Source organism: Streptomyces sp. ME02-8801-2C (assembly GCF_033793965.1).
GTDB lineage: Bacteria > Actinomycetota > Actinomycetes > Streptomycetales > Streptomycetaceae > Streptomyces.
In genome coordinates this window covers 60,821-80,590 of the sequence record NZ_JARAXP010000013.1, presented here as the reverse complement: position 1 = coordinate 80,590, position 19,770 = coordinate 60,821, and the positions used below count along the sequence as shown (strand labels likewise).

At 70.4% G+C, this 19,770-nt stretch carries 20 protein-coding genes; 11 read left to right on the top strand and 9 right to left on the bottom strand.

Annotated elements, in window-relative coordinates; translation table 11 throughout:
* Positions 1–24 precede the first annotated feature (24 nt).
* Positions 25–1,686, bottom strand: coding sequence for a hypothetical protein (locus tag PV396_RS33695; RefSeq protein WP_319211148.1), 1,662 nt, complete (start codon positions 1,684–1,686; stop codon positions 25–27).
* A 5-nt stretch (positions 1,687–1,691) separates the two neighbouring features.
* Complete coding sequence (locus PV396_RS33690; protein ID WP_319211146.1) at positions 1,692–2,339, bottom strand: PH domain-containing protein; 648 nt, start codon at positions 2,337–2,339, stop codon at positions 1,692–1,694.
* A 230-nt stretch (positions 2,340–2,569) separates the two neighbouring features.
* Between PV396_RS33690 and deoC the strand changes: the two genes are divergently transcribed.
* The 3 genes from deoC to PV396_RS33675 are packed head-to-tail and all read left to right on the top strand — an operon-like array spanning position 2,570 to position 5,851.
* Entirely contained in the window at positions 2,570–3,529 is a 960-nt protein-coding gene (deoC, locus tag PV396_RS33685) for a deoxyribose-phosphate aldolase (RefSeq protein ID WP_319211144.1), read from the top strand.
* A gap of 5 nt (positions 3,530–3,534) precedes the next feature.
* The gene (locus PV396_RS33680) at positions 3,535–4,971 is read left to right on the top strand and encodes an aldehyde dehydrogenase family protein (protein WP_319211142.1); all 1,437 of its coding nucleotides are present in this window, start codon (positions 3,535–3,537) and stop codon (positions 4,969–4,971) included.
* The gene (locus PV396_RS33675) at positions 4,964–5,851 is read left to right on the top strand and encodes an aldehyde dehydrogenase family protein (protein WP_319211140.1); all 888 of its coding nucleotides are present in this window, start codon (positions 4,964–4,966) and stop codon (positions 5,849–5,851) included. Before PV396_RS33680 ends, PV396_RS33675 begins: the two co-directional genes overlap by 8 nt.
* Positions 5,852–5,917: 66 nt before the next feature.
* On the opposite strand, the gene PV396_RS33670 is transcribed toward PV396_RS33675, so the two are convergent.
* Positions 5,918–6,328 (bottom strand): hypothetical protein, encoded by a 411-nt coding sequence (locus PV396_RS33670; protein WP_319211138.1) that lies wholly within the window; start codon positions 6,326–6,328, stop codon positions 5,918–5,920.
* 128 nt (positions 6,329–6,456) lie between these two features.
* Here PV396_RS33670 and PV396_RS33665 point away from each other — a divergent pair, with 128 nt between their 5' ends.
* Entirely contained in the window at positions 6,457–7,104 is a 648-nt protein-coding gene (locus PV396_RS33665) for a uridine kinase (protein ID WP_319211136.1), read from the top strand.
* Positions 7,105–7,295: 191 nt separating this feature from the next.
* On the opposite strand, the gene PV396_RS33660 is transcribed toward PV396_RS33665, so the two are convergent.
* Positions 7,296–8,060 carry a SigE family RNA polymerase sigma factor gene (locus PV396_RS33660; protein WP_319211135.1) on the bottom strand — a complete coding sequence of 255 codons (765 nt, stop codon included), beginning with the start codon at positions 8,058–8,060 and terminating at the stop codon, positions 7,296–7,298.
* Between the two features lie 262 nt (positions 8,061–8,322).
* Here PV396_RS33660 and afsQ1 point away from each other — a divergent pair, with 262 nt between their 5' ends.
* The 5 genes from afsQ1 to PV396_RS33635 all read left to right on the top strand — a co-directional run bounded on the left by afsQ1 (position 8,323) and on the right by PV396_RS33635 (position 12,341).
* The gene (afsQ1, locus tag PV396_RS33655) at positions 8,323–9,000 is read left to right on the top strand and encodes a two-component system response regulator AfsQ1 (RefSeq protein ID WP_006383553.1); all 678 of its coding nucleotides are present in this window, start codon (positions 8,323–8,325) and stop codon (positions 8,998–9,000) included.
* The gene (locus PV396_RS33650) at positions 8,997–10,592 is read left to right on the top strand and encodes a HAMP domain-containing sensor histidine kinase (protein WP_319211133.1); all 1,596 of its coding nucleotides are present in this window, start codon (positions 8,997–8,999) and stop codon (positions 10,590–10,592) included. Before afsQ1 ends, PV396_RS33650 begins: the two co-directional genes overlap by 4 nt.
* Entirely contained in the window at positions 10,592–11,227 is a 636-nt protein-coding gene (locus PV396_RS33645; protein WP_319211131.1) for a hypothetical protein, read from the top strand. The genes PV396_RS33650 and PV396_RS33645 overlap by 1 nt, the downstream gene beginning before the upstream one ends.
* A gap of 257 nt (positions 11,228–11,484) precedes the next feature.
* Entirely contained in the window at positions 11,485–12,036 is a 552-nt protein-coding gene (locus tag PV396_RS33640) for a VanZ family protein (protein WP_319211129.1), read from the top strand.
* Between the two features lie 95 nt (positions 12,037–12,131).
* Positions 12,132–12,341: a PspC domain-containing protein gene (locus PV396_RS33635; RefSeq protein WP_319211126.1), complete on the top strand. Its 210-nt coding sequence runs from the start codon at positions 12,132–12,134 to the stop codon at positions 12,339–12,341.
* A gap of 93 nt (positions 12,342–12,434) precedes the next feature.
* Here the strand turns inward: PV396_RS33635 and PV396_RS33630 are convergent, their stop codons facing one another.
* The 4 genes from PV396_RS33630 to tnpA form a co-directional block, all read right to left on the bottom strand.
* The gene (locus PV396_RS33630) at positions 12,435–12,794 is read right to left on the bottom strand and encodes an ATP-binding protein (RefSeq protein WP_319211124.1); all 360 of its coding nucleotides are present in this window, start codon (positions 12,792–12,794) and stop codon (positions 12,435–12,437) included.
* Between the two features lie 129 nt (positions 12,795–12,923).
* The gene (locus PV396_RS33625) at positions 12,924–14,132 is read right to left on the bottom strand and encodes an adenosine deaminase (RefSeq protein WP_319211122.1); all 1,209 of its coding nucleotides are present in this window, start codon (positions 14,130–14,132) and stop codon (positions 12,924–12,926) included.
* A 190-nt stretch (positions 14,133–14,322) separates the two neighbouring features.
* Positions 14,323–15,531, bottom strand: coding sequence for a transposase (locus PV396_RS33620; RefSeq protein WP_319211120.1), 1,209 nt, complete (start codon positions 15,529–15,531; stop codon positions 14,323–14,325).
* The gene (gene tnpA, locus PV396_RS33615) at positions 15,528–15,956 is read right to left on the bottom strand and encodes an IS200/IS605 family transposase (RefSeq protein ID WP_416071523.1); all 429 of its coding nucleotides are present in this window, start codon (positions 15,954–15,956) and stop codon (positions 15,528–15,530) included. Before tnpA ends, PV396_RS33620 begins: the two co-directional genes overlap by 4 nt.
* A 150-nt stretch (positions 15,957–16,106) precedes the next feature.
* Here tnpA and PV396_RS33610 point away from each other — a divergent pair, with 150 nt between their 5' ends.
* Entirely contained in the window at positions 16,107–16,868 is a 762-nt protein-coding gene (locus PV396_RS33610; RefSeq protein WP_319211118.1) for an alpha/beta hydrolase, read from the top strand.
* Between the two features lie 86 nt (positions 16,869–16,954).
* On the opposite strand, the gene PV396_RS33605 is transcribed toward PV396_RS33610, so the two are convergent.
* Positions 16,955–17,908: a LysR family transcriptional regulator gene (locus PV396_RS33605; RefSeq protein ID WP_319211116.1), complete on the bottom strand. Its 954-nt coding sequence runs from the start codon at positions 17,906–17,908 to the stop codon at positions 16,955–16,957.
* 63 nt (positions 17,909–17,971) lie between these two features.
* On the opposite strand from PV396_RS33605, the gene PV396_RS33600 reads away from it, so the two are divergent.
* Positions 17,972–19,231, top strand: coding sequence for an MFS transporter (locus PV396_RS33600; RefSeq protein ID WP_319211114.1), 1,260 nt, complete (start codon positions 17,972–17,974; stop codon positions 19,229–19,231).
* Positions 19,232–19,770 lie beyond the last annotated feature (539 nt).

The following is a 19,770-nucleotide window of genomic DNA, read 5'->3' as shown; positions in this document are numbered from 1 at the left end:
GCTGCAAACCCTTCGCCTACCGGCTCAGCGTGCCGCCACCAGCGCCACCACCCACACCACGGCCAGCACCGCGGCCGACGGCCACATCGGCCGCCCGCGTTCCGCCGGTGCGCTCTCGGCGGTCGGGCGCAGGTCGGCGTCGAGGCGCATGGCGGTCAGTTCGGCGGCCAGGGCGTCGTACGGATGGACGAGCCCCCGGCGGCGCTGGAGCCAGGCCCAGCGGGGTGCGGAGACCGTCCAGTCGCCGCCCTGCCAGTCGATCTTCAGCTCGAGGGACCGGCGCCGTACGAAACGGAGGTCGTCCCAGGGCACGTGCCGGGGGCCGCGCAGTCCGGTGACCCAGACGCCGGTGCGGTCGGCTGTGACGCGCCAGGCGAGCTTCATGGGGACGCGGACCGCCCCGTACAGCCCGAGCAGAGGGATGAGCGCCAGTGTCCACGACGAGAGGCCGGGCTCGTCGAACCAGCCCCAGACCAGCCACAGGCCCCACTGCACGAGAAACGCGGTGGCCAGCCAGTCCAGCCACCCCGCCCGCCATCGCCGCACCTGCCCGGTGGCTGTCTGCCGCTCGGCCAACTCCCGCCCCTGCAACTCCAGTTGGAGACTGTCCGCGGCCTGCTCGCGCTGCTTGGCGACCCGTCGGCGCCCCGCGCCCGGCGACAACGGCCGGACCGGCCCCGCCGACCACTCCGTCAGCGGCGGCTGCTCGGGATCCTCGTCGGCGCTGACGAGGAGAACCTCGGCGCCGTCGAAGGGAGCCCCGTAGAGAACGGCTTCCCGGACGGGCCCGAGGGTGTCGTCGTCGATCCCGAGCATCGCCCGCCGAAGCTCGGCGTCACCGTCACCGTCACCGTCCTCCTCGTCCTCCTCGTCGTCCTCGTCGTCCTCGTCGAAGGAGGTGAGCTCGACGGTGAACAGGGGGCGTTCGGCGGCGAGATCGTCGGCGGCGTACACCTCCGTACTGCCCTGGGCGTCGTCCCGTACGAGCACGCGCAGCACGGGCACGGGAGCCGCGCGCAGGGCACCCGCCCGCTGTCGGCCGAGCCGGGCCGAGGCCAGCGCGGTCGCGCCGAGGCCGGCCAGGAAGACGGTGACGACCCAGGCGCCCTCCTGGTCCTCGACCGCGCCCCAGAAACCGGCGGTGCTCCCGGTCAGCACGCCGAGCCCGAGCACGACGAACCCCAGGACGAACAGCAACCGCCCACGTCGTACGGGAGCCTCGGCGCCCGGCACCGGTACGGCGACGCCCCCGGCGGCCTCCATGGCCCGTTCCAGCTGCTCACCGCGCGCCCGCAGCCGTACGGCCACGACGGCCCAGGAGCCGAGCACGACCACGACTCCCAAGCCGGTCAGTGCCCATGACTTCGAGGAGGCCTCCGCGGCGAGGGCGAGCAGCAGGAGGGGCGCGCCGACCCATACGAGTTCGGGCCGGGCGAGCACCCACAGCACGTACACGGCGAACCCGGCCGCGACGAACGGCCACAGTCCGCCGGCCATCGCGACGAGGGCGCCGACGCACAGCACAAGGGTGGCGAGACCGGCGGCGAAGGAACGGCGTACCCGCAGAAAGGTCCAGCGCGGCGGGAGCGCGGCCGCCCAGTCAGCGGCGCGGGACGTGGTCCAGTCCTGACAGCCGTCGGGTATGGAGGCGGAGGGCAGCCGCAACGGCCCGTCGGGGAAGGTCACCCGGCTCAGCCGACCGCGAGCAGAATCGCCAGCAGAACCGCACCCGCGGCGGCGGGCGCCATGATCTCGTACGACCATTTGACGGTGACCTCGCCCTGTGAGGTGGCCGCCTTCTCGCGGGCCTCCCACAGGTGGCCCAGGTCGTCCATGATCTGGTCGTTCTGGGCGCGGGTCGGACCGGGCGGGATCAGGGGCATCCGACCCCCGCCCCCGCCGGCCTCGCGGGCCTCGCGCATCTTGGCCCGGTTGGCGCGCTTGCGGGCACGCAGCGAGACGGGGACGGCCCAGAGCTGGTACTTGGCGCCGGACTCGACGACGACCTCGTTCGAGAAGCCCGACCGGAACCCTTCGACGGCTCCCCAGGGCGCCACGACGACCCGGAAGGGGTTGCGTACGCGCAGCCGGTGGTCGTTGGCGAACACGGCGGGCCGGAGGGTGAAGGCGATGACCAGGGGTACGACGAGGAGGAGCGTGGCGAGTGCCAGCCAGGGCGTCCGCCCGTGACCGACGATCAGCGCGTCACCCCCGAGCCAGCCCGCGAGCCCGAGCAGCAGCACGCCGGCCACCAGGGACGAGGGTGACCGAAAAACCCGGTCGGGAGACTCGGGCGGCGTAGGCCCCTGCGAGGGCGACGGATGGTCCGGGGTCGTCATGCCCCCGATTCTGCACGACGCCCCCGGCGGCTCGAGGGTGGGGTTGATGCGCCTCGGGGTGCGTTTTCCCACCCACCCACCCACCCACCCGTTTACTGCATCTGACCAGTCCAGGAACAACAACAACCGAGAACAAGCCCGACGACACCTCCAAGCCGAATCAAGCCCGCCCCAGCGATTTCTCAGGGCTGTACAGCCGCTACGCGCGTAGATATGCTCGGCTTGTGACCATGCCCACCACTGCAGCCCCCGCATCCACGCTCAAGGACGTGACCACGTCCGGCAGCACACTGCGCCGCTTCCTCCACGGGCTCCCCGGCGTCGACGCAGTCGGCCTCGAGGCCCGCGCCGCCTCCCTCGGCACACGTTCCATCAAGACCACCGCGAAGGCGTACGCCATCGACCTCGCCATCTCCATGGTCGACCTGACGACGCTGGAAGGCGCGGACACCCCCGGCAAGGTCCGGTCGCTCGGCGCCAAGGCGGTCCGCCCCGACCCGACCGACCGCACCGCGCCCGCCACGGCCGCGGTCTGCGTCTACCCCGACATGGTGGCCGTCGCGAAGGAGGCCGTCGCCGGCACCACCGTGAAGGTCGCCTCCGTCGCCACCGCCTTCCCGGCCGGCCGCGCCGCCCTCGGCGTGAAGCTGGCGGACGTACGTGACGCGGTCGCCGCCGGTGCCGACGAGATCGACATGGTCATCGACCGCGGCGCGTTCCTCGCGGGCGACTATCTGAAGGTGTACGAGGAGATCGCCGCCGTGAAGGAGGCCTGCGGGGCGTCCGCCCGGCTCAAGGTCATCTTCGAGACGGGCGAGCTGTCGACGTACGACAACATCCGCCGCGCGAGCTGGCTCGGCATGATCGCCGGGGCCGACTTCATCAAGACGTCGACCGGCAAGGTCGCCGTCAACGCGACGCCCGCGAACACCCTCCTGATGCTGGAGGCCGTACGCGACTTCCGCGCGCAGACCGGCGTCCAGGTGGGCGTGAAGCCGGCCGGCGGGATCCGCACCACCAAGGACGCCGTGAAGTTCCTGGTCCTGGTCAACGAGACCGCGGGCGAGGACTGGCTCGACAACCACTGGTTCCGCTTCGGCGCCTCCTCGCTCCTGAACGACCTGCTGATGCAGCGTCAGAAGCTGGCCACCGGCCGCTACTCCGGCCCCGACTACGTGACGGTGGACTGATCACCATGGCACCCCTTTTCGAGTACGCCCCGGCCCCCGAGTCCCGCTCGGTCGTCGACATCGCCCCCTCCTACGGCCTGTTCATCGACGGCGAGTTCACCGAGGCCGCCGACGGCAGGGTCTTCAAGACCGTCTCCCCGTCCACCGAGGAGGTCCTCGCCGAGATCGCCCAGGCGGGCGAGGCGGACGTCGACCGTGCGGTGAAGGCCGCCCGCACGGCCTTCGAGAAGTGGTCGGCACTCCCGGGCGCCGAGCGCGCCAAGTACCTCTTCCGCATCGCCCGGATCATCCAGGAGCGCAGCCGCGAGCTGGCCGTCCTGGAGACCCTGGACAACGGCAAGCCCATCAAGGAGACGAGGGACGCCGACCTGCCCCTCGTAGCCGCCCACTTCTTCTACTACGCGGGCTGGGCCGACAAGCTCGACCACGCGGGCTTCGGGACGAACCCGCGCCCCCTCGGCGTCGCGGGCCAGGTCATCCCCTGGAACTTCCCCCTCCTGATGCTGGCGTGGAAGATCGCCCCGGCCCTCGCGACCGGCAACACGGTCGTACTGAAGCCCGCCGAGACGACCCCCCTCTCCGCCCTGTTCTTCGCGGACATCTGCCGCCAGGCGGGCCTGCCCAGGGGCGTCGTCAACATCCTTCCCGGCTACGGCGACACGGGCGCGGCGCTGGTCGCGCACCCGGACGTCAACAAGGTCGCGTTCACCGGGTCGACGGCCGTCGGCAAGCAGATCGCGCGCACGGTCGCCGGTACCCGCAAGAAGGTCACGCTGGAACTGGGCGGCAAGGGCGCCAACATCGTCTTCGACGACGCGCCGATCGACCAGGCCGTCGAGGGCATCGTCACCGGCATCTTCTTCAACCAGGGCCAGGTCTGCTGCGCGGGTTCCCGGCTCCTCGTCCAGGAGTCGATCCAGGACGAGTTGCTCGACTCGCTCAGGCGCCGGCTGTCCACGCTGCGCCTCGGCGATCCGCTGGACAAGAACACGGACATCGGCGCGATCAACTCCGCCGAGCAGCTCTCCCGGATCACCACCCTGGTCGAGGCGGGCGAGGCGGAGGGCGCCGAGCGCTGGTCGCCGGCCTGCGAACTCCCGTCCGCCGGTTACTGGTTCGCCCCGACGCTGTTCACGAACGTCACCCAGGCGCACACCATCGCCCGCGACGAAATCTTCGGCCCGGTGCTCTCGGTCCTCACCTTCCGTACTCCGGAGGAGGCCGTCGCCAAGGCCAACAACACCCAGTACGGCCTGTCGGCGGGCATCTGGACGGAGAAGGGCTCGCGAATCCTCGCCGTGGCCAACAAGCTTCGCGCCGGTGTCGTCTGGTCCAACACGTTCAACAAGTTCGACCCCACCTCGCCGTTCGGCGGCTACAAGGAGTCGGGCTTCGGCCGCGAGGGCGGTCGCCACGGCCTGGAGGCGTACCTCGATGTCTGACCGCCTGTCTGTTTTCAAGACCTACAAGCTGTACGTCGGCGGGAAGTTCCCGCGTTCCGAGAGCGGCCGGGTGTACGAGGTGACCGACGCAAAGGGCAAGTGGCTGGCGAACGCGCCGCTCTCCTCCCGCAAGGACGCCCGTGACGCGGTCGTCGCCGCCCGTAAGGCGTTCGGCGGCTGGTCCGGCGCGACGGCGTACAACCGGGGCCAGGTCCTCTACCGCGTCGCCGAGATGCTGGAGGGCCGCAAGGGCCAGTTCGTCCACGAGGTCGGCGACGCCGAGGGTCTGTCGAAGTCGAAGGCCGCCGCCCTGGTGGAGGCGACCATCGACCGCTGGGTCTGGTACGCCGGCTGGACCGACAAGATCGCCCAGGTGGTCGGCGGCGGAAACCCGGTGGCCGGCCCGTACTTCAACCTCTCCTCCCCCGAACCGACGGGCGTGGTGACGGTCCTGGCCCCGCAGGAGTCGAGCTTCCTGGGCCTGGTCTCCGTACTGGCCCCGGTGATCGCGACCGGCAACACGGCGATCGTGATCGCAAGCGAGAGGTCCCCTCTCCCGGCGCTGTCGCTCGGCGAGGTGCTGGCCACCTCCGACGTCCCCGGCGGTGTCGTCAACGTCCTCTCCGGCCGTACGGCGGAGATCGCGGCGCCCCTGGCCGCCCACCAGGACGTCAACGCGATCGACCTGGCCGGCGCGGACGATGTCCTGGCGAAGGAGCTGGAGATCGCCGCGGCCGACAACCTCAAGCGCGTCCTGCGTCCACAGCCTGTGGACGACTGGACGGCCGCTCCGGGCCTGGACCGCATGACGGCGTTCCTGGAGACGAAGACGGTCTGGCACCCGACCGGCTCACTGGGCGCGTCGGGTTCCTCGTACTGACGGCCACCAGAGGCCGAAGAGCCGCGTCTCCTCACACCCGAAGGAGACGCGGCTCTGCGTCGTGCATCAGCCGCCCAGCAGCGCCGTCGCCTCCCCCAGCAACGGAATGCTGCCGATCGACTGTGCCTGGGCCACCGGGCCGGTCAGTGCCTGGGAGGTCAGGGGCTGGAAGTCGGCGAGTTGCGTACCCACCCCGTTGTCGAGCGGGTCGACTCCCGTACCGGCCAGCGGATTGGGCTTGAGCCCCTGGACCGCTCCCGTGACATAGCCGACCGAGCCGGTCAGCGCCGCCAGGCCGCTCTGCGGGTCGATCTGCCCCAGCGAGGTGGGGGGGTCCATGCGGATGGCGTCCACCGGGGGTCCGACCTCGGCGGCGGAGGCCGTCGCGGTGCCCGCCCCCAGGGCCGCGCCGGTGGCCGCGAGGGCGATCAGGGCGCGCTGTGCGGTCTGGTGCTGGGGGGACGTTCGTCGCGCCATGACTGGTGGCCACCTGCGGTGCACTGGGTAATCAGAACGCCACAAAACGTAGTTGAGGTGTGACGCACCTTTCAAAGCCGACCTGCGGGGTCGGCAGGGGGCCGCCCGATGCCTCACACTGGTGACTCGTGACCTCCCACCCGCCCATACCCGCCCGCGTCGTGCTGCTCTGCGGCCCTTCCGGCTCCGGCAAGTCCCTCCTCGCCGCCCGTTCCGGTCTCCCGGTGCTGCGGCTCGACGACTTCTACAAGGAGGGCGGCGACCCGACGCTGCCGCAGGTCCTGGGAAGCACCGACATCGACTGGGACCACCCGCGGTCCTGGGACGCGGACACGGCGGTCACCGCGATCACCGAGCTGTGCCGCACGGGCCGTACGAACGTTCCGGTGTACGACATCTCGCTGAGCGCCCGCACGGGCGTGGTGGGCGTCGAGATCGGCCGGACCCCGCTGTTCATCGCGGAGGGCATCTTCGCCGCCGAGATCGTCGCGCGCTGCCAGGAGGAGGGCGTCCTCGCGGACGCGCTCTGCCTGAGCCGGGGCCCGGTCAAGACGTTCCGCCGGCGGTTCCTGCGGGATCTGCGCGAGGGCCGCAAGTCGGTGCCGTTCCTGCTGCGCCGCGGCTGGCGGCTGATGCGCGACGAGCGTTCCATCGTGGCCCGCCAGACGGCCCTGGGCGCGTACGCGTGCGACCGGGACGAGGCGATGGGCAGACTGGCGGACGCGGCGGCGGGCACGAACACATACGTACGCAGCACGTACGTCCGCAACACGTAGGCGACACACGAAAGCGGGACTGGACGGACCCCCCGGCCCTCCAGTCCCGCTTCTTCGTGCTTCCCCCGTGCGGTGCTTCCCCCGTGCAGTGATCCACCGCGGCCCCCCAGCCGCGGTGGTTCCCCCCTTGGTGGTGCTCCCCCGTGCTACCCCCGTTCACCGCTCCCCCGAGCGGTGCTCCCCCCGGACCCTCAGGCGACAAGCTCCCCGAAGGACTCCTCCTCGTCACGGCCGAAGCTGAGGACCTCGTCCTCGCGCATCCGGCGGAGCGACCGCCAGATGCTCGACTTCACCGTGCCGACACTGATGTCGAGGATCTCCGCGATCTCCGGGTCCGTACGGCCCTCGTAGTAACGAAGGACCAGCATCGTCCGCTGGAGTTCGGGCAGCCGCGCGAGCGCCTGCCACAGGACCGCGCGCAGCTCCGTGCCGCGCATCGCGTCCGTGTCGCCGGCCGTCTCCGGCAGTTCCTCGGTCGGGTACTCGTTCAGCTTGCGGCGACGCCACGCGCTGATGTGCAGGTTGGTCATCGTGCGGCGGAGGTAGCCCCCGACCGCCGCCTTGTCGCTGATCCGCTCCCAGGCGCGGTACGTCGAGAACAGCGCGCTCTGGAGCAGGTCCTCCGCCTCGAAGCGGTCACCGGTGAGGTGGTAGGCGGTCGCGTACAGGGAGGCTCGACGCTCCTGGACGTAGGCGGTGAACTCCGCCTCCGACAGCGAACGACGCTCTCCCGTTGTCTCCCTGTACGCCGCCCCCGTGCGCCCCGTTTCCCCCGTGGCGCCGCTTCCGCTTCCCCCCGTGCGTGCGTCAACCACCGACATGTACGTGGTGTGCTGACGCCCGGTGCCGCGAACGCACCCCCGCCCGTTTACGGCACCGGACTTCTCGGTGGTCCGGGTGACGTCGTGCAGGCGCGTGATCACTGCGTTCGCGCTTGTGCTGTGCAGCGTGCTCATCTCGCGCCCCCCGTCGTGGACTTCCCGGTCTTCGGCTTGGTTCGTGGTGCTCCCTTGCCTGTGCCGAGAACTCTGCCCAAGCCACTTCATGACGGTGTCCGCCGACTGTCACAGGCGTGCAACAGGGCTCCGTCCCAGGAACATCACAGCGATGTCACAGCAACGCGCGGTACGCGCCCGCGCGACCCCCAAAACACCCGACAAACACCCGACAACCCCCTGGCAGTCGCAGCCCGGCCCGGCCATGGGCCAGAATGCATCCGTGCCTTCCCTGTTGCTGATCGAGGACGACGACGCCATCCGTACGGCCCTGGAGCTGTCTTTGACGCGCCAGGGCCACCGGGTTGCCACCGCTGCCACCGGTGAGGACGGTCTGAAGCTGCTGCGCGAGCAGCGGCCGGATCTGATCGTCCTGGACGTGATGCTGCCCGGCATCGACGGATTCGAGGTGTGCCGGCGCATCCGGCGCACCGACCAACTGCCGATCATTCTGCTCACCGCGCGCAGCGACGACATCGACGTGGTCGTCGGACTGGAGTCCGGCGCCGACGACTATGTCGTCAAACCCGTGCAGGGGCGCGTGCTCGACGCCCGTATCCGGGCCGTGCTGCGCCGTGGGGAGCGGGAGTCCAACGACTCGGCGACCTACGGTTCGCTGGTCATCGACCGCTCGGCGATGACGGTGACGAAGAACGGCGAGGACCTGCAACTGACGCCCACCGAGCTGCGGCTGCTCCTGGAACTGAGCCGGCGGCCCGGTCAGGCGCTGTCGCGCCAGCAGTTGCTGCGGCTGGTCTGGGAGCACGACTACCTGGGCGACTCGCGGCTGGTGGACGCGTGTGTGCAGCGGCTGCGTGCCAAGGTCGAGGACGTGCCGTCGTCGCCGACGCTGATCCGTACCGTCCGTGGGGTCGGCTACCGGCTGGACTCGCCTCAGTGACGAACCCGCAGGACAAGCTCCGTGGCTGGGCCGCGGCGCGCAAGGCGATACTTTCCGGGCTGCGCTTCACCAGCCTGCGGCTGCGTCTGGTCGTGGTGTTCGGTCTTGTGGCGCTGACGGCGGCCGTGTCGGCGTCCGGGATCGCGTACTGGCTCAACCGCGAGGCGGTGCTGACGCGTACGCAGGACGCGGTGCTGCGCGACTTCCAGCAGGAGATGCAGAACCGCGCGGGTGTACTGCCGACCCACCCCTCGCAGGACGAACTCCAGCACACCGCGGGCCAGATGGCCGCCAGCAGCCAGCGGTTCAGTGTGCTGCTGGTCGCCCAGGACGAGAACGGGCGGACGGTCGTCGGCAACTCCGGCGCGCTGGACACCTTTTCGCTGGCCGACGTGCCCAAGTCGCTGCGTACGGCGGTCGGCAAGCGGCAGTCGGTCACCTCGAACAACAAGGACCCGTACCACCTGTACTGGCAGCGGATCATAGACGGCGACAAGCCGTACCTGGTCGCGGGCACGATGGTGATCGGTGGGGGTCCGGCCGGGTACATGCTGAAGTCGCTGGAGCCCGAGGAGAAGGATCTCAACTCGCTTGCCTGGTCGCTGGGTATCGCCACGGGCCTCGCGCTGATCGGCTCCGCGCTGCTCGCGCAGGCCGCCGCGACGACCGTACTGAAGCCGGTGCACCGGCTCGGTATCGCGGCCCGGCGGCTCGGCGAGGGCAAGCTCGACACCCGACTGCGGGTCTCCGGTACGGACGAACTGGCCGATCTCTCCCGCACGTTCAACCACACGGCGGAGGCGCTGGAGAAGCGGGTCGCCGACATGAGCGCCCGTGACGAGGCATCCCGGCGGTTCGTGGCGGACATGTCCCACGAGCTGCGTACGCCGCTCACCGCGATCACCGCCGTGACCGAGATCCTCGAGGAGGAACTGGACGCGGAGACCGGCAGCATCGACCCGATGATCGAACCGGCTGTGAAGCTGGTGGTGAGCGAGACGCGGCGGCTCAACTCCCTGGTGGAGAACCTGATGGAGGTCACCCGCTTCGACGCGGGCACCGCCCGGCTGGTCCTGGACAACGTCGACATCGCCGACCAGATCACGGCCTGCATCGACGCCCGCGCCTGGCTGGACGCGGTCGACCTGGACGCCGAGCGCGGCATCATGTCCCTGCTCGACCCGCGCCGCCTGGACGTCATCCTCGCCAACCTCATCGGCAACGCCCTCAAGCACGGCGGTTCGCCGGTTCGGGTGTCGGTGCGCGCGTCCGACACCGATCCCGACCTGCTGATCGAGGTGCAGGACCACGGTCCCGGCATCCCCGAGGACGTCCTGCCGCACGTCTTCGACCGCTTCTACAAGGCGAGCGCGTCCCGGCCCCGCTCCGAGGGCAGCGGGCTCGGTCTGTCCATCGCCCTGGAGAACGCCCACATCCACGGCGGTGAGATCACCGCCGCCAACTCCCCGAAGGGCGGCGCGGTGTTCACCCTGCGGCTCCCCAGGGACCCGTCGGCACTGACGGAGACACCGGCCGACCCGAACGGCGCGAACAGCAACGACGACGGCAGCGGCCACGGGGAGGGCTCGTGATGAACGTACGTGGCGGGCGGCGGCCCTGGCTGGCGGTCCCGGTGCTCGCGGCGCTGCTCGCCGGATGCGGGATCCGGGCCACCGAGGTCCCGACGGACTTCGGTCCGGCACCCTCCCGCGTTCCGTGCTCCCTCTCCGACGTCACCGCCCCCACCTCACCGGACTCCGTCGCCGCGCAGACCCCGGCGGGCGTACCGGTGCAGGTGTTCCTGCTGTGCGCCTCCCAGCTGGTGACCGTCGACCGCGCGGTGCGCGTCCCGGACGGTACGCCGGAGGCGCGGCGGCGCGTGCTGGTGGCCCAGGGGCTGCTGGACGAGCTGGCCAGGACCCCGACGGCGAGCGAGACCGAGGCCGGCTACACCACGGACGTACGCGGCGGGATGAGCGTGAGCGGCCCGGGCCCGAAGGACCCCGAGGACGCCCTGCGCCTGAGTACACCCCCGGCCGACCTGGCCTCGTACGCCCTCGCCCAGATCGTCTGCACGTTCTCCGACTCGGCCGCCGCCGAGGGAGGCGGCCACGTCGTCCTGGGCGGCCCCGACAACGCCCCCCTACGCCGCTACGCCTGCACACCGGAGGTCCGCTCCCGCCCAGGCTCCCAGGTCCCCCCGTCATCAACGGTGGACGGCGCGTAGCGCCCGTCCAGGGGCGCGGGGCTGTATCGATCTGCGGCTCCGCCGCGGGGCGCGACAAGCCCCCACCGGCCCGCGGCCGAAGAACCGCGCCGCCCGGAGGGGCGCGCAGCGCCCCGACAAGGGGCGCGGGGAACTGTGCGACAAGCCCCCACCGGCCCGCAGCCAAAGACCCACCGCCCCCCGTGTGGCCCATCCCTCACTCCCCTGAAAGGGGGCAACCCGGAACCGATCGTGCCGCCCCCCGCGTCTTGGGGGGCGTGCAGCGTCCTGGTTCGAGCGGCGAAAGTGCCGCGCTCCGCATCCGTACGGCGGGAGGTGTCCTCCTCGTCGCCCATCTCGCACTCGTCGCCTGGATCACGCTGCGTCCGCTCGACGTCCCGTGGCAACTGCCCACGAACCTGCGCCCGTTCGCTGGCCTGAGGGCCGATCTGGCCCTCGGCTGGCCCGAGGCGGCCCGGCGCATCGCCGAGGGCCTCTCCCTGCTGGCCCCGCTGGGCGTGCTGCTGCCGATGGCGGGCGGCCGGCTCGACGTCTCCCCGCTCGCCTCGCTCGTCCGTACGGTCATGGCGGGCGCCCTGATCTCGCTCGGCATCGAGCTGCTGCAGACCGGCGTGCCCGGTCAGGTACTGGACGTCGACTCGCTGCTCCTGAACACGGTGGGCGTGGGCCTCGCCCATGTCGCCGTGGTGCCCGCCGTACGGTCCTGGCTGCGCCGCAGGAGTGAGACCAGGCGCCGGGCGGCCATCCGCAGGGAGGAAGCGACTCAGGGTATGACCCCGACGATTCCCAGGGTCGGGATCGCCCCGTAGAGCGACGCTTCGTCCGCTGTGCGTCCGTAACGTTGAGTACAGATGAGGCGACCGGACAGGCCGGTCCCCGTCACCGTAGTCATCGAGGAGACGCCATGACCGCCCTTGCCCGCCCCACGAACGGCCGCATGATCGGCGGAGTGTGTGCCGCGCTGGCACGGCGCTTCGGGATCTCCGCGACGACGATGCGCGTGATCTTCGTGCTCTCCTGTCTGCTGCCCGGCCCGCAGTTCGTGCTCTACATAGCACTGTGGTTCCTGCTGCCCTCCGAGAAGTACGCGGACAAGGCGCACACCGCCTGGTAGCCGGTTGAACCTTTGCCTGGACCTTTGCTTGTACGCCGATGGGGCGCACCCCTGATGCAGGGGTGCGCCCCATCGGCGCGTTCACGGGGTGGGTCAGACGAGCGGAATGCCGTTCACCGAGTGGCCGTGCGTGGGCAGGCCCTGCGTGGGGAGGCCGCCGAGCAGGCCGGCGACCGGCGCGGTCGGGCCCTGGGGGTGCGGCTTGGCGGCGGCGGGCTTCGTGGCGGCCATGCCCGCGCCGATCGCGCTCTGCCCCTGGGCCACGGCCTCGGCGGCACCCGGCAGCGCCTTCGACGCGCTCTCCACGGGCAGCGTCTGGGTCACGGAGCCCAGCGCGGCGGAGTCCGGGAGGGCGGGGAGGGCCGGGGCGGCGTTGGCGGCACCCGCACCCGCCGCGGCGAAGGCGGCACCGAGAGCGGCGACACCGAGGGTCTTGGCAGCAGACTGCTTCATAGTGAATGCGTCCTTGAATGCGAGACGAGGTTGTGAGCGGTCCATAACCGTAAACACGGGAAGTCGCCCTCCGCAAATATCGAAAAGCGGTCGAATCGCACCGACCCGACCGCTTCCCGGACTCCCGGATCAGCCCTGTTCTTCGACAGAACCGCTGGTGGAGGCGGTCTGTCGGAACAGCCATTCGGATTTCAGCTCGGCATATCCGGGCTTGATGACGTCATTGATCATCGCCAGTCGTTCATCGAAAGGAATGAATGCCGACTTCATAGCATTGACAGAGAACCACTGCAGGTCGTCGAGCGTGTAGCCGAACGCCTCGACAAGGTGCTCGAATTCCCGGCTCATTCCGGTACCCGACATCAATCTGTTGTCGGTGTTGACCGTCGCACGGAAATGAAGCCTGCGCAGCAGCCCGATGGGGTGCTCGGCGTAGGAGGCGGCGGCGCCGGTCTGGAGGTTGGAGCTGGGGCACAGCTCCAGGGGGATGCGCTTGTCCCGTACGTAGGAGGCCAGGCGGCCGAGTTTCACCGAGCCGTCGTCCAGGACCTGGATGTCGTCGATGATGCGGACGCCGTGGCCGAGCCGGTCGGCGCCGCACCACTGGAGGGCCTGCCAGATGGAGGGAAGCCCGAAGGCCTCACCGGCATGGATGGTGAAGTGGTTGTTCTCGCGCTTGAGGTACTCGAACGCGTCGAGGTGCCGGGTGGGCGGGAAGCCGGCCTCGGCTCCGGCGATGTCGAAGCCGACGACGCCCAGATCGCGGTAGCTGTTGGCCAGTTCGGCGATCTCCAGCGAGCGGGCGGCGTGCCGCATCGCGGTGAGCAGGGCGCCGACCCTGATCCGGTGACCGTTCTCCCGGGCCCGCCGCTCGCCTTCCCGGAAGCCCTCGTTGACCGCCTCGACGACCTCCTCGAGGGTGAGCCCGCCTTCGAGGTGCTGCTCGGGCGCGTACCGCACCTCGGCATAGACGACGCCGTCCTCGGCGAGGTCCTCGGCGCACTCGGCGGCGACCCGGATTAGGGCGTCGCGGGTCTGCATGACGGCACAGGTGTGCGCGAAGGTCTCCAGGTACCGCTCCAGGGAACCGGAGTCGGCGGCGTCCCGGAACCAGGCGCCGAGCTTGTCGGGGTCGGTCTGCGGGAGTTGGGCGTATCCCGTGTCGCGGGCCAGGTCGACGATGGTGCCGGGGCGCAGGCCACCGTCGAGATGGTCGTGCAGGAGGACCTTGGGGGCGCGGCGGATCTGGTCCGGGGTGGGACTGGGGCCCGGCGTGCTCACGGTGGCCGCGCTCTGCGCTGTCGTCCGACCCGGTGTCCGGTCACTCTGGCTCGTCATTTCCGCACTCTAACTCCTACGCGCGTAGAACACCCCCTGTCCCTCCCTTCTCTTCTTCCTTTCTTCGCCTGTACGTTTTCGCCGATACGTAACGGTGACCGCGAGGACAGGTGGCGTACACCGTTGCTTCTGACACTGTTCTGTCGTGACTCCACCCACGCGTGAACGCGCGGGCTTCCTGCGTCGGTGGCTAAGCCGCCGCGCAGAGGGCCGGCCCGGCCCTGTTGAGGACGTTCGTCGCGCCGACGTGGTCCGCGTTCGCCGCGAATCCGCACGCCGTGCATGCGAACTTCGCTTGGGTGGCGCGGTTCTCCTTCGCGACATGCCCGCACTCGGGGCACGTGCGGGAGGTGTTGCGCGCGTCCACCGCAACCACCAGGCGACCGGCACTCTCAGCCTTGTTCGCCAGGATTGCGAGGAACTGCGCCCAACCCGCGTCGAGGATGCTGCGGTTGAGTCCGGCCTTCGCGGCAGCACCGTTCGGCAGGAAGCTGCCAGGCTGCTCCGGGTCGGCCTTGGGTGCGGGGCTCTTGGCCATACCCGCCGTGTTGAGCCGCTCGTGCGCGATCACGTCGTGGTCGGCGATCAGCGTACGGGCGGTCTTGTGCTGGAAGTCGGCGCGCTGCCGCCGGATCCTGCCGTGCAGCCTGGCGACCTTCCGGGCGGCGGCGCGGTGGCGCTTGGTGCGCCGGCGGGTCCGCTTCGGGAACGTCGCGAGGTGCCGCTGCGCTTCGGCCAGCTCGTCGGCCATCGCTTGGAGGAAGCGCGGGTTGGCGACGTGTTCGCCGTTAGAGGTGGTCAGGAAGTGAGCGACGCCCATGTCGATACCGACGATCGCCCCGGTGGGCGGCAGTTCCTCACCGGGCACGTTGTCGCAGGACAGGACGACGTACCAGCGGTTGCCCTCACGCTTCACCGAGATCGTCTTGACGCGGCCCTGTACGGGCCGGTGCTGGTGCACGCGGACGTGTCCGACGCCCTGGAGGCGGACGCGGGTCTGCGCGTCGTGGGGGGTGGAGTCCCAGCGGCAGCCGTCGCCATCCTTGGGGAAGGTGACGGTGTCGAAGTGGCCGGCGCCTTTGAAGCGGGGGTAGCCGGGAGTCTGCCCGGCCTTGGCGCGGCGGAAGAACGCGGCGAACGCCTTGTCCAGACGGCGCAGGGTGGCCTGCTGGGAGGAGAACGACCAGCGGCCCTGCCGCTGGGGATCGAACGCGCGGATCTCCTTGAGCTGCGCGGACTGGTCGCCGTACCGGACACTGGTCTTCGAGGTGTGCCGGTAGGCGTCCCGGCGTTCCTGCAACGCGCCGTTGCAGAGGGAGCAGTGGTCCCGCAGTATCTCGCCGAGTGCGGCCGTCTGACGGGCCGTGGGGCGCAGGAGGAACTTGTACGCGCGGATCACGAGCCGTCCCCCTTCTTCCGCGGACGTTCCCACTGGGTGTTGATGTACTTCTCGACCGTGGCCGCCGACACGGCGCCGACCGAGGCCGCGAAGTACGACGACGACCACAGTGTGGGCATCCGCGACTTCAGGTGCGGGAACTCCTCGCGCAGCACGCGGGACGTGAAGCCCTTGAACTGGTTCGCCACGTACGAGGCCGACGACTTCGGGTCGTGCTTCACGAACAGGTGCACGTGGTCGGGCATCACCTCAAGGGCGATGATCTCCCAGCCGCGTTCGTCTGCCTTCTGCCGGATCAGTTCGTCCAGTCGTTCCGCGACCCGGCCGCCGAGGACCGGACGGCGGTACTTCGGGCACCACACGATGTGGAGCCCGAGGTCGTACACGCCGCCGGAGAATCGACGAACTTTCCTGGTCACAGCCACGCGATCACTATACACACGCCGCAGGTATAGTGCGGCAGAAAGGTGGGCACAGGTGAACAGTGCGGATCCGTGCACCCAGTCGAGGTCAGAGCAGGACTCAGAAGCCATTCCCCACCCCGCCAAAGCGGGGCGTCCCCTGGCTAGGTCCTGATGGCACACCAAGGGACGCCGGTACGACAGGCCCGGCTGGGAAAGGTACTTGGCCCCGAGCCGACATCGGTCAGCGGAGTGGTCCTGCTGCTTCCCGGCGGTGACGAGGTGTCGACCCGCAGGCCGTCGCCCGTCCTGGCGGCCGCCTCCGTAAGGACGTTGGGCCTCCGGCTCGCCCGCGCGGGCCGTACGGACGGACTGGCCGTGCACGTCGTCCACTACCGCTACCGGGGCTGGAACGGCAGCGAGGCGCAGCTCGCGCACGATGCGCGCTGGGCCGTCGACGAGATCGTCCGGCGGTACGGCGATGTCTCCGTGTGCCTCGTCGGCGTCGGCATGGGCGGGCGGGCGGCGCTGCGCGCGGCGGATCACGAGGCCGTCAACTCCGTACTGGCGATGGCGCCCTGGCTGCCCGAGGACGATGTGGCGGCGACGCCGGAACCGGTACGGCAGCTGACCGGGCGGCAGGTGCTGATCGTGCACGGCACGAACGACGAACGGACCGATCCCGAACTGTCGTTCCGATTCGCGGCGCGGGCGAAGAAGGCGAACCGGGACATCTGTCGGTTCGAAGTGCACGCGGACGGCCACGGGTTGCGGCAGTACCGGCGTGAAGTGCACGCGTTGGCGGAGGACTTCGTGATGGGGGTGTTGTTCGGGAGGGGGTTTTCGCGGCCTGTGCGCGATGCGTTGATGGCTCCGCCGCCGTTGGGGTTGCGGATGCCGTTGGCTGCGGGGTTCGGGGCGTCTTTGCGGCGATAGGTTCGGGGGCGGATCGGTTGTGTTCGGGGTGCGGGCCGGTGGGGGCTTGTCGCGCAGTTCCCCGCGCCCCTAAAAGCCCGCCCGTCTCACGTCGGGAGCAGGTTGCCCTTTCTTGCCAGGAGGAACTTTTTGAAGGCTGCCACCGGTGGAGTGTCGGGGTGGCCGTCGAGCCACGCCACGCCGATTTCTCTGGCCGCTCTTGGGGAGGTGACCGTCAGTTCGGCGACTCCTGGGCGGGGGACGGCCGGAGGGGGAAGCAGGGCGACCCCCAGGCCGGCCGCCACCAGGCCTCGCAGCGTTTCCGCTTCCTCTCCCTCGAAGGCGATCCGGGGGCGGAAGCCGGCCTCCTTGCAGAGGTCGTCGGTGATGCGGCGGAGGCCGTAGCCGGGTTCGAGGGTGACGAAGGTTTCCTCGGCCGCTTCGGCCAGGCGGATCCGTCTGCGGGCGGCGAGGCGGTGGTCGGCGGGGACCACCAGGCGGAGTTTCTGCTCGTCCAGGCGACGGGCGACCAGGTCGGGGGCGTCGGGGACGGGCGAGGTGAGGCAGAGGTCCAGTTCGCCCGAGCGCAGGCGTTCGAGCATGGCCTCGCCGTAGTTCTGTACGAGGGTGAAGCGGACGCGGGGATGGTCGGCGCGGAAGGCGTGCAGCAGGCCGGGTACGGTCTCGGCGCCCATGGTGTGCAGGAAGCCGAAGGCGACCTTGCCGGTGGCGGGGTCGGCGTCGGCGCGTACCTCGTCGGCGGCGCGCCCGATGTCGGCGAGGGCCCGCTCGACGGAGGCGAGGAAGGTACGCCCCGCCGGGGTGAGCGAGACCGTGCGCCCTCTCCGGGCGAACAGATCCACTCCCAGATCCTGTTCGAGGCGGACCATCGCCCGGGAGAGCGTCGACTGCGGGACCTGCATCTCCTGGGCGGCGCGGGTGACGTGCTCCGTGCGGGCGACTCCGGCGAAGTAGGAGAGGCGTGGGGCGAGGGCTGTGACGATGTCTTCTGTGTCACTGGACGGTGACAGGTGGGCGGCTGACCTCTGCTGATGCACCATGGGAACGATTATGGGGTTTCTGTGCATTGGACGGATGAGTGGGGGCGTACGTAGTTTCGAGGCATGCCTGCCAGTACCGAGGCGTCCACGACAGTGGCCGCCGTCTCCCCCGCACTCCCCGTCGTCGATTCCCGGATGACCCCGGGTGGGCCCGGCTACCGGCGGATGAGCTTCGCGCTCTTCCTCGCGGGCGTCGCGACCTTCGCCCTCCTCTACTCCACGCAGGCACTGCTGCCGTTGATCTCCGGCGAGTTCGGCGTAACGGCGAGCGACGCGAGCTGGACGGTGTCGGCGGCGACCGGTGCGCTGGCCCTGTTCGTCCTCCCGATGAGCGCCCTGTCGGAACGGTTCGGGCGGCGTACGTTGATGACGGCGTCGCTGGTGGTCGCGGTGACGGTCGGACTGCTGGTCCCCTTCGCCCCGTCGCTGGGCGCGCTGGTCGCGCTGCGGGCGGTGCAGGGCGCGGCCCTCGCGGGGCTCCCGGCGTCGGCGACCGCCTATCTGGCCGAGGAGGTCCGTCCCAAGGCCCTGATCACGGCGATCGGCCTGTTCGTGGCCGGCAACAGCGTGGGCGGGATGAGCGGCCGGGTCATCACGGGCTGGGTCGCGCAGGAGTGGGGCTGGCGGGTCGCGGTCGGCGTGATCGGCGTGATCGCGGTGGGCTGCGCGGTGGCGTTCCGCCTGCTGCTCCCGGCACCGAAGCACTTCCGTACGGGCTCGCTGCGGCCCCGGGTGCTGGCACGCACGGTGCGTACGCATCTGGCGAACCCGTTGCTGCGGCGGCTGTACGCGATCGGCGCGCTGTTCATGACGGTGTTCGGCGGGGTCTACACGGTGATCGGGTACCGCCTGACGGAGGCCCCCTTCGGCCTGCCCCAGGGCATCGTCGGCTCGGTCTTCCTGGTGTACCTGGTGGGTACGTTGTCGGCGTCGACGGCGGGCAGGCTGGTGGCCCGACTGGGTCGGCGGGGCGCGCTGTACCTGGCCGGGGGCACGACGACGTCGGGCCTGCTGCTGTCGCTGTCGGACACCCTGGCGCTGGTCCTGCTGGGCCTGGTGCTGATCACGGCGGGCTTCTTCGCGGGGCACGCGGTGGCGTCCTCGGCGGTGAGCCACACGGCGAAGACGGGCCGGGCGCAGGCGTCGGCGCTGTACCAGTCGGCGTACTACATCGGCTCGAGCGCCGGCAGTACGTTGGGCGCGGTGGCGTTCCACGCGGGCGGCTGGTCGGGAACGGTGGGGCTGGGCCTGCTGGCGGTGCTCGGCGTGGTGACGGTGACGGTGATGGGGTCCCGGGCGGCGCGGAGCGTTCGGGTGGCGTGAGGGATCTCCCACCCACCCGCCCGTCTCGGTCCGTTTGCCGGGCGCCCTCGAACCTCTCCATCGCGGCCGACGTCTGAGAGCGAGCCCCGTGCAGTCCATGCCTCGTTTCCCACCCACCCGCCCGTCTACTCCCTGCGTCCAGTCCGGGACCCTGGCATCCCGGCCCGTCCACCGGACACTCGCGACTAGTAGTTCTGTGAGAGGGCGGAGAGGCCGGCCCGGCGCATGGCCAAACAGGGCTCCTCTCGTCTGTCAGCAGCGGCCGACGGCGACCAGGGCGGACCGGGACTTCCGGGAACAGTTCCTCGGAGTGCATGGCGTTGTCCCCCAGTCCCGTGAAGTGGGCACCGAGCGAGGGACGTATGTGTTGGCGGAGTGCACTTGTTCCGTAGCTGCGGCATTCCAGTGCCAAGACGCCAGGGAAGCCGCTTGCCATCACCTGTCATCGGGGCAACCAGCTGTGGTCGGGTAGCGCGGTAGTTGGCCGCGCAAAGAGCGGTGGCCCGGCAAGCCCCCTTCGGGTGCGTCTGAAATCCGTC